Raw genomic sequence first — 15,516 nt, forward strand, 5'->3', positions numbered from 1 at the left:
ATGGAAGATCAAATTCTAATCGGCAAGGATCATCCGGTCGTCAAGCATCACAAGGCGTACGGTCAAGAACTGTTTCCGGGATTTGCGTACATCGATCTGCTCTATCAGCTGTTTCGAGAGCGGGGCTATGATTTCGCACGGCTGGAGCTTCTCAATCTTTCCATTTATAACCCGCTGGTTGTGGGGCAGGAACTGAACGTCCTGCTCCGCATTCAGTGCGCCGAGACGGAAGCCGGCCGCTGGCAGATTCGCGTGGAAGGGCAGGAGCAGCGCAAGGGGGTCTTGTCCCCGGAGCGCAAGTTGCACATCACGGCGGAGATGCATCAGTGCGATCCGCTGACGTTCGACGAGGTTCTTGATATCAGCCGGATTAAGCAGACGGCTGCGCACTCGGTATCGCTTGATTCGTTTTATGCGCAGTGCCGCCACCAAGAGCTCGTGCATACCGGGTTCATGCTGGCGGACGGCGTGGTCTATGAAGGCGAGAACGGGGCGTCTTACATCGAGATCGCGCTGGGGGACGAGGCGCGCCGCAGTGCGGAGGGCTTCATGTTCCACCCGACGCTGATCGATGGCAGTGGCGTTGGCACCGGTGTCTTGTTCGACAACACGAACGAGGAGGAGCAGCGGCTGTTCCTGCCGCTGTTTTATGAAAAATTTCGCGCCGCCGCTCTGCTCGGAACGGAGTGCTGGACGCGCATCGCCAAGCCGGTTGAGCGGAAGAAAGAGCTCAATTTTCTGACGATGGAGTTTTTTGACACGAACGGAAAGAAGATCGCGGAGTTGCTCAATTACAAGGGCAAGCTGGTGCGCGGGGCAGGGCTGATCAATCCGGCCCGAAAAGCGGAGGCAGCTGTGCAAGAAAAGCCGAAGCGAAAACCACAGCCCCGACCTTCCGCACCGGTCGCACCTCCTGCGTATGCGTCGGGATGCGGTTCGGCGGTCGATGAGGCGTCCGCATTCCTTCGCCGGTTGATCGCCGAAAAGCTAGGCAAACCGGAAGATCAAGTGGCGACAGATGTCGGGTACTACGAGATCGGCCTCGACTCGTCGATGCTGCTGGAAGTCGTTACGGCGATCGGCAGCAAGCTCGAAGCGCAGCTTATGCCGACGCTGTTGTTCGAGTACACGACGATCACGGAGCTGGCCGAGTACCTCGCTGAGCATCATGCGGATCGCTTCGGCGGCGGTGCAAGCGGAGCGAATCAGGCAGAGGCAGAGTGTAGCGAGCCAGCGGACGAGCTGTACGAAGCTGAGCGCGAACTCCCGGAGACCGGCAGCTATGGCGTGCCGGATGCGGGAGAGGACATCGCGATCATCGGGATGTCCGGCAAGTATCCGCAATCGCGCGACCTTCACGAGTTCTGGGAGAATCTTCTGGCTGGCAAAGACTGCATCACGGAGGTTCCGGAGTCGCGCTGGGAGCGGGAGCGGCTGGAGGGCGTCGAGTCTCCGTCCGGCAAGCCGATGTCGCGGTGGGGCGGTTTTATCCATGATCCGGACCGCTTCGACCCGCAATTCTTCCGCATCTCGCCACGGGAGGCGGAGACGATCGACCCGCAGGAGCGCTTGTTCCTGGAGACCTGCTGGGAAGCGGTGGAAGACGCCGGCTACACCCCGAAGACGGTGGTGACGCCAAAAGGGCCGAACAAGCGCCGCAACGTCGGCGTGTTCGTCGGGGTGATGCACAAGGACTACACGCTGATTCAAGCCGAAGCGGTGCGCGACGGACTGCCGCAGCCTTTGTCGCTCAGCTATGCGTCGATCGCGAACCGCGTGTCGTATTTTTGCAATTTTCACGGACCGAGCATGGCGATCGACACCGTCTGCTCGTCTTCGCTGATCGCCGTGCATCTGGCGCTGGAGAGCATCAAGCGCGGCGAGTGTGAAGTGGCGTTGGCCGGCGGGGTGAACCTGTCGCTGCATCCGAACAAGTACATGACGTATGGCATGATGGACATGCATTCCAGCGACGGGTACTGCCACACGTTCGGCAAAGGCGGCGACGGGTATGTGTCGGGCGAAGGCATCGGCGCGGTGCTGCTCAAGCCGCTGAGCAAGGCGATTGCGGACAACGACCACATCTATGCGGTGGTCAAAGGAAGCACGACCAACCACGTGGGCGCGGTGAGCGGGATCACCGTCCCGAGCCCGGTGGCCCAAGCGGACATGATTCAGGCATGTTTGGAAAAAACGGGTGTCGATCCGCGCACGATCTCGTATATGGAAGCGCACGGTACCGGGACGTCGCTCGGCGACCCGATCGAGATCCAAGGGCTGGTCAAGGCGTTCCGACACTTCACGCCGGACAAGCAATACTGCTCGATCGGTTCGGTCAAGTCCAACATCGGCCACGGCGAATCGGCGGCCGGCATCAGCGGTCTGCACAAAGTCGCCCTGCAGCTTCATCACAAAAAGCTCGTGCCGTCGCTTCATTCGGTGGAGCTCAACCCGTATATCGATCTGGAAAATTCGCCTTTTTACGTCCAGCACAAGACGGAAGAGTGGCAGCGTCCGACGCTCATCGAAAACGGTGAGCGGGTCGAATACCCGCGCCGTGCCGGGCTGAGCTCGTTCGGGGCGTACGGCTCGAATGCACACGTGATCTTGGAGGAATACATCCCGCCGCTAGCGGTGACGAGAACGGAAGGGCAGGGTGCCGCGCTGGTTCCTCTGTCCGCGAAGAATAAAGAGCGCCTGGTCGCCTATGCGGGCCGCTTGCTGGCGGCTCTGAATAAGAACGAGGAGGCGCAGCGTCAGAATCCGGTGCGGGTGGCTGTGCAAGCTGTGGAGCCTGTGCAAGTGCAGGGGATGGAATTGCGTTTGGAAGCGGTGATGCGAGAGATGCTCGCGGAGCTGATCCACGTGAAGGCAGACGCGTTGGAAGCGGATGTCGAGTGGAGCGAATATGGCATCGAACCGATTCACCTGGCCAAGCTGAGCGAGCGTCTGCAAGCGGAATTCCAACTGGAGGTCGATCCTAAAGAACTGCTGGAGCAAGAGTCGATCGCGGCGACGGTGGCCCACGTGGCAGGGCTTGAGGGAGTGGTGCGGGAAACGGCGGCGGCCGGCCTGCATCTAGAGTCTGTCACCCCTGATGCGGGGGCTCTTCAACGCCTCAACCTGATCGATCTCGCGTACACGCTGCAAGTCGGTCGGGAGGCGATGGAGGAGCGCGTGACCTTTGTCGTCCGCGACCTCTCGGAGCTGAAGCAAAAGCTAGAAGCGTATCTGGCAGACCCGGACGGGCAGGCGGGCGTGCATCGCGGCTCTGTCAAGCAGAACAAAGAGACGGTTGCGCTCTTCAACGCAGACGAAGACTCGCGGGAACTCCTTAACCGATGGATCGCCAAAGGCAAGCATGACAAGCTGGCAGACCTCTGGGTCAAAGGCGTGGAGATCGACTGGAATCGCCTCTACCTTCAAGGGCGTCCGCAGCGCATCAGCTTGCCGACCTACCCGTTTGCCAAGGAGCGCTATTGGGTTCCCGAGGCTGGAAACAGTGCGACGGCACAGGTCGCGGCCGAAACGGCGGGCGTGCAGAGCGTGCTTCATCCGCTGCTGCATCAGAACACGTCCGATTTTGCCGAACAGCGTTTCTCGTCGACCTTTACCGGCGAGGAGTTCTTCCTGAACGATCATCGGGTGCAAGGCAATCGCGTCCTGCCAGGCGTGGCTTATCTGGAGATGGCGCGGGCCGCAGTCGAGCATGCAGCCGGAGGGCTGGTCGAAGGGCCGAGCGAGGTGCAACTGCAGAATGTCGCATGGGTTCGCCCGATTACAGTAGGAGAGCAACCTGTGCAGGTGCACATCGGACTGTTCCCGGAAGAGAACGGCGAGGTCATCTATGAGATCTACACCGTGGGGCAGGACTCCGAGCCGGTGGTGCATGGCGAAGGCCGCGCGCTGCTCGCTTCTGTCACGGCTACTCCGACGGTCGATCTTGCCTCGTTCCAGAAGCAAGCGTCCTCGCAGATGCTGACTTCGGCAGCCTGCTATGAAGCCTTCTCGTCGATGGGCATCGAGTACGGGGAAGGTCATCGCGGCATTCAAGAGCTCTACGTCGGCGCAGGTCTCGTGCTGGCTCGACTTTCTCTGCCGTCCGCGCTGTCAGCATCCGCCAGCCGGTATGTTCTGCATCCGAGCCTGCTGGATTCTGCGCTGCAGGCGTCGGTCGGCTTCCTGCTCGGCGCGCGCGGAGACCTATCGCCGAACCCGATTTTGCCATTCGTGCTGCAAAAGCTGGAGGTCTACCAAGCCTGCACCTCTGAGATGTGGGCGGTGCTCCGCTACAGCGAAGGCAACCAAGCAGGCGGCGCGGTGGAAAAGCTCGACATCGATCTGTGCGACGAGGCAGGCCGCGTTTCGGTTCGAATCAAAGGCTTCACGTACCGTGCGCTGGATGCGAAAACGTTGTCCGGACAGGAGGGCAAAAACGACCCGCTGGTCGGCAACTTGACCTTGGCACCGGTATGGGATGTCGTCACGCCGGAACGCGTGTCGTCTTTCCCGGCTTCTGCCGATCACGTGTTGGTAGTCGGAGGCACTTCGGGGCAGCAGCGTTCCGTGCGCTTGCACCTTTCGAATGTGCAGTCGCTCGACCTGCATCCGAGCGATTCCATCTCAGAGATCGGAGACAAGCTGCAGCGCCTGGGCAGGTTCGACCACATTTTCTGGATCGCTCCGGAGCGGGCTCTCTCCTCGGTGACGAACGAGGCGCTGGTCCGCGAACAGGAAGAAGGCGTGCTGCTGCTCTTCCGTACAGTCAAAGCTCTTTTGCAAGCGGGATACGATTCCCGTCCGCTGGGCTGGACGGTACTCACGACGCAGGCCCAACCGTTGCACGCGCAGGAGCAGGTCAACCCGACCCACGCCAGCTTGCACGGATTGGTCGGCTCTTTGGCGAAGGAGTACCCGCGCTGGAAAATCCGCCTGGTCGATCTCGAAGCGGGCGCGTGGCCGCTGGTTGACTTGCTACAGCTCCCGACGGATCGCCGTGGTCGCTCTTGGGTCTATCGAGGCGGCGAATGGCACCGCCAACAGCTCGTCTTGCTCCAAGCGGCGCCGGCTGACGGCACGCTGTACCGACAGGGCGGCGTGTATGTGGTGATCGGTGGGGCCGGACGGATCGGAGAAGCATGGACCGAGTACATGATTCGCCGCTACGAGGCGCAGGTCGTCTGGATCGGTCGCCGTCAACCGGATGCCTCCATTCGATCCAAGCTCGAAGCCCTCGGACGGCATAGCAAGGCTCCGCACTATGTGGTAGCCGATGCGACCGATGCCGCGTCGCTCCAACGGGCGCGTGACGAGATCAAGCAGCGGTATGGCCGAATTGACGGGATTATCCACTCGGCGATGGTGTTGCAGGACGCAGGACTGGATCGCATGGAGGAGGCGCAATTCCGCACCGGATTATCGGCGAAGGCGGACGTCTCTTTGCGCGTGGCCCAGGTGTTCCGCGATGAGCCGCTTGATTTTGTCCTGTTCTTCTCTTCGATCATCTCGTTCATCAAAAATGCGAACCAGAGCCACTATGCGGCTGGTTGCACGTTCATGGATGCTCTTGCCCATCAGATGGCGCGCGAGATGTCTTGCCGCGTGAAGGTGATGAACTGGGGCTACTGGAATGCCGAGGAGATCGTGCATTCCAAAGAAGGGGAGCTGTTGTCGCAGGTCGGCATCGGATTTGTCGAGCCGAAGGAAGCGATGGAAGCTCTGGAAACGCTGCTGACGCGCCCGATCGCCCAATTCGGGCTGATGAAAACCACCAAGGCCGTGCAGGTCGAAGGGGTGAACGCGACCGAAACGATGCAGATCGGGACGGACGTTCTGCCTGCGCTTGCAGAGGCGCTGCACAAGCGCCTGCCGGATCAGAACAGTCGCGTGGCACGCATGAAGGCGGACGAGAGCTTGGACAAGACGGACATGGAGGAGTTGCTGGTTCGTCTGCTCGGCGCGCAGCTGCAAGCGCCGCAATTGCAGGACGGAAATGCGGTGCGCGGATTTTACCGCAAATGGCTGGCGGAGAGCGTCGCCGTTCTGGAGCGCGATCCTGCGCTCAAGTTCGATACGCCGGCACAGGTGCTCTGGCAGGAATGGGAAGCGAACAAGCCGCACTGGCTCACCAACCCGAACCTGAAAGCCCAGGTGCAGCTCGTCGAGGCCACCTTGCGCGCCTTACCGGATATCCTGACCGGCCGCGTGCCGGCGACGGAGATCATGTTCCCCAACTCCTCGATGGCGCTGGTGGAGGGGATCTACAAGAACAACCAGATCTCCGACTACTTTAACGAGGTGCTCGCCGACACGGTGGTGACCTATCTGCAGGAACGGATGGCGGACGATCCGGCCGTCTCCCTGCGCATTCTGGAGATCGGCGCCGGCACGGGAGGCACGAGTGCTATGGTCTTCCGCAAGCTGCGGCCGTATCAGGATCGCATTGTGGAGTACTGCTACACCGACATCTCGCGTGCGTTTCTGCTGCATGCAGAGCGTGAGTACGGGGCTGACAATCCGTATCTCGCACCGAAGATTTTTAACGTCGAAGCACCGCTCGCCGGACAGGACATTGAAGCGGGGGCCTACGACCTTGTCATCGCGACCAACGTCCTGCATGCGACCAAGAACATCCGGCAGACGATTCGCAACGCCAAAGCCGTGCTTCGACCAAACGGCCTCCTTTTGCTGAACGAGATCTCGCAAAATGCGCTGTTCACGCATCTGACGTTCGGCCTGCTCGAAGGCTGGTGGCTCTACGAAGATGCAGAGTTGCGTATTCCAGGCAACCCGGGCCTGTTCCCGGAGGTATGGAGCAAGGTGCTGGCGAGCGAAGGCTTCTCCGGTGTGTTCCATCCGGCAGAACAGGCGCATGAGTTCGGCCAGCAGGTTGTCGTCGCCATGAGTGACGGCGTCGTTCGCCAGAAGCAGGCGGCGAAGAAAAGCAAGCCGGTGGCCAAGCAGGCGACCAAGCCACAAGCAGCAAAACCGCAAGCGGTATCGATCAAGCCGGCCACTGTGCAGGCGACGTTCGCCGCGCTTTCTCCTGAATCTCTGCGCGAGAAGAGCGTGACGTATCTGAAAGAGCTCGTCAGCGACACGCTAAAGATTCCGGTGCACAAGGTCGACGAGACGGAAGCGTTGGAGGAGTACGGCATCGACTCGATCCTCGTCGTGCAGCTGACCAATGCTCTGCGAGAGGTGTTCGGGGAGATCAGCAGCACCTTGTTCTTTGAATATCAGACGCTCGGCGAGCTGACCGACTATTTTGTCAAGGCGCACAAGGACGCTTTGCAAAAGGCGATCGGTTTCGAGCCGGAACCGGTGAGTGCAGAACCGATTGCGGTTGTGCAGCCGGCATCTGTCGCGCAGGCTCCTGTTACGAAAAAACGCCTGCGTGAAAACGTCATCGCCTACCTTCAAAATGTGATAGGTGACACGCTGAAGATTCCGAGTGACCAGATCGACCCGTCCGAATCACTGGAGGAGTATGGCATCGATTCGATCCTCGTCGTCCAGCTGACCAATGCGTTGCGCGAAGGGATCGGGGAGGATCTCAACAGCACGCTGTTCTTTGAATACCAGACTCTAGACTCGCTGGCCGATCATCTGGTCGACACGCAGCGCGAGGCGCTTGTCGCAAAGCTCGGGCTGGCCGGGCAGACGGAGGTGCAGCAGACGCCGCGCACGGAGGCTTCCGTGCCTGCACAGGCTGCGCAAACACGCACAAATCTGACCTTCCGCACGTCCTCCAAGCGCTATCTGCAGCGGCAAGAAGAGGCACCTGTCGCACGTGATGTGAGAGCTGAAGAGCCACCGATGCGCCTACATGACATCGCGATCGTCGGGCTGGCCGGGCGCTACCCGGGCGCTGACGATGTGAACAGCTTCTGGAACAATCTGAAGAAGGGCCACAGCAGCGTGGGTGAGATTCCGCAAGAACGCTGGAACTGGCAGGACTATTTTGACTCGGAAAAAGGAAAAGCGGGGACGATGTACACCCGATGGGGCGCGTTCCTGAAGGACATCGACAAGTTCGATCCTTTGTTTTTCCAGATCTCCCCTGCCGAAGCGGAGAAGATGGACCCGCAGGAGCGGTTGTTCCTGGAGACGGTATACGCGAGCATCGAAGATGCGGGGTACACGCCGGGCACTCTCGCGGAGAGTGGCAAGGTCGGGGTGTTCGCCGGGATCATGAACGCTTTTTACCCGACGGGTGCGAACTTCTGGTCGCTGGCGAACCGCGTCTCGTATCTCTTTAACTTCCAAGGGCCGAGCATCAATGTGGACACGGCTTGCTCGTCCTCTTTGACGGCGATTCATCTCGCCTTGGAGAGCTTGTACAGCGGCACGAGCGATTGTGCGATCGCAGGGGGTGTCAACCTGATCTCTGATCCGGCGCACTATCTGCGGCTCTCGGCGATGACCATGCTCTCGGCGACCGATGCGTGCAAGGCGTTCGGCGATGGGGCTGACGGCTTTGTCGACGGAGAGGGAGTCGGGGCGATCCTCCTGAAGCCGCTGCACAAGGCGATCGCCGACGGCGACCACATCTATGGCGTCATCAAGGGCAGCATGGTGAACGCGGGCGGCAAAACCAACGGCTACACGGTGCCGAACCCGAACGCGCAGTCTCGCGTCATCGCAGACGCTCTGCAGCGGGCGGGCGTTCACCCGCGGACGGTCTCGTATCTCGAAGCGCATGGAACCGGCACGTCGCTGGGCGACCCGATCGAGATCACCGGCCTGACCAAAGCATTTGAAAAAGGCACGGAGGACAAGCAGTTCTGCGCGATCGGCTCGGCCAAGTCGAACATCGGCCATTGCGAGAGCGCTTCAGGCATCGCGGGAGTGACCAAAGTGTTGCTGCAGATGATGCATGGACAGATCGCGCCTACCCTGCACGCCAAGACGCTGAACCCGAACATCAACTTCGGCAAGACGCCGTTTGTCGTGCAGCAGGAACTGGGAGAGTGGCCGCGTCCGGTTCTTGAACTGGATGGGGTTCGTCGAGAATATCCGCGCATCGCAGGGATCTCATCGTTTGGCGCGGGCGGTTCGAACGCGCATCTGGTGATCGAGGAATATATCCCGAGCGGAGCACGCCAGACCAAAGGCACCGCGCCGGAGCAGCCGGTGATCGTCGTGCTATCGGCGAAGAATGAGGAGCGCCTGCAGGAAAAGAGCCGCCAACTACTCTCCTTCGTGGCGGAAGGACGCATCACGGATGCCGATCTGGTGGACGCGGCCTACACATTGCAGGTGGGACGCGAAAAGATGGAAGAGCGGATGGCCCTCGTGGTCCGATCCTTGCAAGAGCTGACAGACCGTTTGGAAGCGTACGTGCAAGGGCAGGAAAACATCGCCGGGCTGTACCGTGGTCAGGTCAGACGCGGCAAGGACAAGCCGAGCCTTGGCCACCTCGTATCCGAGGCAAGCGATTGGATGCAGAATCGTCAGCACGACAAGCTCGCCGAATTCTGGGTCCTTGGTGGCAGCATTGACTGGAACGAGCTGTATCAAACCCTACCGCAGCGCATCAGCCTGCCCACCTATCCGTTCGCCAAAGAGCACTACTGGATGTCCAAGGAGGAGGGGACGGAAGGCAGCGGACGCCGTTCGTCGCACGCGATGAACACGGCGCTTCACCCGCTGCTTCACCGCAACACGTCCGACCTGACCGAGCAGCGATTTACCTCGACCTTCACAGGGGAGGAGTTCTTCTTGGCCGACCATGTCGTGCAAGGCCAGCGCATGCTGCCGGGCGTGGCGTATCTGGAGATGGCGCGCGAAGCTGTCGAACTGGCTGCCGCTTCTCTGAAAGATGGAAGAGACGGCCTGCGCCTGAAGCATGTCATCTGGGCAAGCCCGCTCCTCCTCGGGGAGCAGCCGCTGGATGTGCATCTGAGCCTGTTCCCGGAAGCGGATGGCGAGATCGGGTTTGAGGTCTATCGCGAGGAGGAGGCAGGTCAGGAGCCGGTCATTCACTCGCAAGGGCGTGCTGTCTGGAAGTCGTTTGAAGCCATGCCAAGCCTAGACCTCAAGACTTTGCAGTCTCAGTGCTCCCGCAAGACGCTCGATGCCTCCGCGTTCTACTCGATGTTTGAGTCGCTTGGCATCGACCACGGGCTGGCACATCGCGGCGTCGAGCGCGTGCATCTGGACACGGATCGAGCGCTCGCCCGTCTTGTGCTGCCGGCTTCCGTTGAGCAGGAAAGCTCGTTTGTGCTGCACCCGAGCCTGATGGATTCGGCCTTGCAGGTCACGCTGGCCCTGCTGTCCGATGGTGCCGACATCAAGAGTCCGGCTCTGCCGTTTGCGTTGGAGGAAGTGGACATCCTCGGTTCGTGCACGGACGAGATGTGGGTGCTCGTGCGCCGCAGCACTGGCAACCGTCCGGGGGATAAGGTGCAAAAGTTCGATCTTGACCTCTGCGCCGCAGAAGGCGATGTCCGCGTTCGCATCAAGGGCTATTCCGCACGACAACTGGACGATGGGCGCGGCCGGGAAGGAACGCTGATGCTGCTCCCGAACTGGACGGAGCAACCGGTCGGCGAGCCGGCACAACAGCCGAGCTACAGCCAGCGCTTGGTGCTCCTCTGCGACATGGAGGCAGACGTGCACGACGCTCGCTGCATAACTTTGCGCTCGGAGACATCCGATCCGGCAGCGCGTTATGAAGCGCACGCGACCCAAGCGTTCCGAGAAATCAAAGCTCTGCTCCAGCAGAAGATAAAAGGCCAAGTGCTCGTGCAGATCGTAGTCGGCACCGAGCCGGAGCATCGCTTGAGCGCAGGACTCTCCGCTCTGCTGCGAACGGCGTCGCAAGAGAATCCGAACCTGATCGGGCAACTGATCGAACTGGAACGCACATCCGACGCGACGGAAGTGGCCGCTCGCCTGCAAGAGAATCTCGCCCGCTTGGAAGACCATCACGTTCGTTACCAAGATGGCAAGCGCTGGGTGGCAGGCTGGAGCGAAGCGACGGTCTCCCGGCAGGAGGTGCATATCCCGTGGAAAGATGGCGGGACGTACCTAATCACGGGCGGCGCAGGCGGTCTCGGCCTGATCGTGGCTCGGGAGATCGTGCAGCAAGTCAGCGGCACGACCTTGTATCTCACCGGCCGCTCTGCTCTTGGAGCGGTACAGCAGACCGCGATGCAGGAGCTGCAAGCGACAGGTGCTCGCATCGAGTACAAGCGTGTGGATGTGACTGACAGAGCACAGGTCGCACGCCTGTTTGATGCCATCCGCGCCGATTCCGGCAAGCTGGACGGCATCGTCCACAGCGCTGGCGTGATCCGCGACAACTTCATGCTGAAGAAAACGGAAGCGGAACTGGCCGAGGTGTTGGCTCCTAAAGTGGCGGGTCTGGTGAATCTGGATCAAGCGAGCGGCGACATGCCTCTCGACTTCTTCGTCACGTTCTCGTCGATCGCCGGTGTGCTCGGCAATCCGGGCCAAGCGGACTACAGCATGGCCAATGCCTTCTTGGATGCATATGCCCAGTATCGCAACGGGCAGGTGGCAGCCAAGCAGCGCCAAGGTCGCACGCTGTCGATCAACTGGCCGCTCTGGCAGGACGGCGGCATGCGCTTGGATGCCGAGACGGAGCGAACCTTGCAAGAGCAGCTAGGCATGACCGCGATGTCGACCTTGAGCGGCGTACAGGCGCTGTATCAGAGCCTCGCGGTGGAACAGGATCAGGTTGTCGTGTTTCACGGCGACATAAGACAGCTGAGGGCTTCGCTGTTAGAGCAGCAGCAAGAAACGGCAGTTCCGAATGCATCGGCTTCTGTGCTGAGCACGTCTTCGGTGTCCGAAGAGATCCTGCGGGACAAGTCGATTCTCTTTTTCAAAAAATTGCTATCGACCGTCCTGAAGATGCCGACGGCCCGCATCGAAGCGGATGCACCGTTGGAGGACTATGGCATCGATTCGATCATGGTCATGCAGATGACCAACCAGCTGGAAAAAACGTTCGGTTCGCTGCCGAAGACCTTGTTCTTCGAATATCAGAACATCGAAGACCTGACCGGGTACTTCATCGACTCCTATCCGGAGCCGATGAAAAAGCTGCTCGGGGTCGAGGTGCCGACAAATCAGACGGCTCCGGCAGCCGCTAATCCGGTCGCCGCAGCTGAGCCGATCACAGAGCGGGAAGCGCCCGTGCTCAGCAAGCGAGGGAGAGGCCGTTTCGTACAAGCTCCTTCGAAGGTGCGTGCAAACGTACCGACCGTTGAAGCAACTTCTGATGCAAAACCGCTGGATATCGCGATAATCGGCGTCTCCGGTCGTTACCCGGAGGCGCAGAACCTGCGCGAGTTTTGGAAAAACCTCCGCGACGGTCGCGACTCGATCACCGAGATTCCGGCTGACCGCTGGGATCACAGCCCGTATTACGACGCCGACAAGCGCAAACCGGGCAAAACGAATAGCAAGTGGGGTGGCTTCCTCCAAGATGTGGACAAGTTCGATCCGCTGTTCTTCAATATCTCCCCTCGCGATGCGGAGTTCATGGACCCGCAAGAGCGGCTGTTCCTGCAGACCGTCTATGAAGCAATGGAAGATGCGGGCTACACCCGCGATGCGCTCGCCAAGCACCGCGCCTATGGGCTCGACGGCAATGTCGGGGTGTTCGTTGGTGTGATGTATGAAGAGTATCAGCTGTACGGGGCGCAGCAGACGCTGCTCGGCAAGCCGATGGCGCTTGCCGGCAACCCGTCTTCGATTGCCAATCGCGTGTCCTATTTCCTGAACCTGCATGGGCCGAGCCTAGCGGTCGACACGATGTGCTCTTCGTCCTTGACCGCGATTCATCTGGCTTGCCAGAGCTTGCTGCATGGCGGGTGCGAGGTGGCTTTTGCCGGCGGCGTCAACGTTTCGGTGCACCCGAACAAGTACCTGCTGCTCGGGCAGAACAACTTCGCGTCGAGCAAAGGGCGCTGCGAGAGCTTTGGCGAAGGCGGCGACGGATATGTGCCGGGCGAAGGCGTGGGCGCTGTGTTGCTCAAGCCGCTGGCCAAAGCGCTGGAAGACGGAGACCAGATCTACGGCGTGCTGAAAGCGACCGCCATCAACCACGGCGGCAAGACCAACGGCTATACGGTCCCGAACCCGAACGCGCAGGCGAGCGTGGTCAGCCGCGCTTTTAAAGAGGCCGGCATCGATCCGGGCACGCTCTCCTATGTGGAAGCGCACGGCACCGGAACCTCGCTGGGCGACCCGATTGAGATCACCGGTCTCACCAAGGTCTTCCAAGAGTCGCGTGTCGGCAGGCATAAGTGCGCGATTGGTTCGGTCAAATCGAACATCGGGCACTCGGAGAGCGCCGCGGGCATCGCCGGTCTGACGAAGGTGCTGCTGCAAATGAAACATCGTCAGCTCGTGCCTTCTCTGCATTCAGCCGTGCTCAACCCGCACATCGACTTTGACCGCACGCCGTTCGTCGTCCAGCAGGAGCTGGCGGAATGGAAGCGGCCGGTGATCGACGGGCGGGAAGTGCCGAGGAGAGCAACTGTAAGCAGCTTTGGCGCGGGTGGTTCCAATGCCTGCCTCTTGCTGGAGGAATACGTTCCCGAAGCGGAGGTTCACGTGCACCGGAAGGTCACCGCAGAGAACCCGGCGGTCGTTGTGCTGTCGGCCAAAGAAGAGCCGCTCCTGATCGAGCAGGTAAGGCATCTCCTGACCGTTTTGCAAGAGGAAGCGTTCACCGAAGCCGACCTCGTCGATCTCGCGTACACCTTGCAGGTCGGACGAGAAGCGATGGAGGAGCGGTTGGCCCTGACGGCTTCGAGTGTCGGGGAGTTGGTGGAAAAGCTGGCGGGCTTCCTGAATGGGGAGGATGGCATCGACGGCTTGTACCGTGGTCAGCTTAAAGGCAACAAAGAGACCCTGTCCTTGTTTGCGGCCGATGAAGACTTGCAGGCGGCCATCGAGGCGTGGGTGAGCAAGCGCAAATATGCGAAGCTGCTCGACCTGTGGGTCAAAGGATTGGCGTTTGACTGGAGCCGGCTCTACGAAGGAAACAGACCACGACGCATCTCCCTGCCGACCTACCCGTTCGCCAATCAGCGCTGCTGGGTGGAGCCGTTGATGGATAATCCGGGAGTGGCTTCCTTTGCACCGCAGACTTCAAGCGCAGAATCGAACCTTCTGCACGATGAGCAAGGCGAGGTTGTGAGTCTGGTTCCTGTCTGGGATGCGGTTCCCTTGGAGAGAGGCCCCTTGCACCCATCCCCGCTTGATCAGATCGCCATCGTTGGCGGCACGCCGGAGCAGCAGCAAGTGATCCGGCAGTATCTGCCGAACGCCCGCGAACTTGACATCAAGCCGGGAGAGAGCGTGGAGGCCATTGTCAGCAAGCTGCAGGCGCGCGGTGCGCTCGATCACATTTTCTGGATCGCGCCCGACCGTTCTTCTGACGGGCTGGAGCTGGAGGCGGTGATCGCCGGGCAGCACGAAGGGGTTCTGCTCGCCTTCCGCCTGATCAAAGCGGTGCTCGATCTCGGGTACGGAGCTCGAAGCCTTGGCTGGACGGTGCTGACGACGCAGACGCAGGCTCTGCACCGCGAAGAGGAGGTCAACCCGGTTCACGCCGGCTTGCATGGCCTGATTGGTTCGATGGCCAAGGAGTATCCGAACTGGAACATTCGCCTGGTCGATCTGGACGCAGAGGAGGCATGGCCGCTGCCCGACCTGTTCACGATCCCGGCAGACCCGCAAGGGGATGCATGGGTCTATCGAGGACGGCAATGGCATCGCCAGCAACTAGCGGAGCTGAGTTGCCCACAGCCGGATCAGATGATCTACAAGCCGGGCGGCGTATACGTGGTGATCGGCGGGGCCGGCGGCATCGGCGAAGTCTGGAGCGAGTACATGATCCGTACTTACGCGGCGCAGATCGTCTGGATCGGCCGCCGTTCGCAGGATGCCGCGATTGAAGCCAAGCGGATCGCCCTGTCCAAGCTGGGGCCTGCACCGCACTACATCGCGGCGGATGCGACGGATCGACAGTCGCTGGAGCGCGCCTATGGGGAGATCAAGGCTCGCTACGGACAGGTCGACGGGATCGTACACTCCGCGATCGTGCTGGCGGACAGCAGCCTGGCCAACATGGAGGAGGAGCAGTTCCGCGCCTCGCTCGCAGCCAAGGTGGATGTCAGCGTCCGCATGGCGCAGGTGTTTGGCGAAGAACCGCTCGACTTCGTGATGATCTTCTCCTCGGTGAACGCGTTTCTCAAAGCGGCAGGCCAGAGCAACTATGTGGCTGGCTGCACCTTTACCGACGCGTTTGCGCAACGGCTCGCACGGGAATGGCCTTGTGCTGTGAAAGTGATGAACTGGGGCTACTGGGGCTCGGTCGGGGTCGTGGCATCTCCAGCCTATCAGGAACGCATGACTCAGGCGGGGATCGGCTCGATCGAGCCGCCTGAGGGCATGCAGGCGCTGGAGGTGCTGCTGGCAGGTCCGATGGATCAGATGGCACTGATGAAGATTTTGAACTAGATGAAAAGC

At 60.7% G+C, this 15,516-nt stretch carries 1 pseudogene; it reads left to right on the forward strand.

The window, feature by feature from the left end:
• Positions 1-15,504 (forward strand): annotated as a pseudogene (locus E8L90_RS30660) (SDR family NAD(P)-dependent oxidoreductase); the annotation flags it as partial.
• Between the last annotated feature and the right edge of the window lie 12 nt (positions 15,505-15,516).

This window comes from Brevibacillus antibioticus (assembly GCF_005217615.1).
Taxonomy (GTDB): domain Bacteria; phylum Bacillota; class Bacilli; order Brevibacillales; family Brevibacillaceae; genus Brevibacillus; species Brevibacillus antibioticus.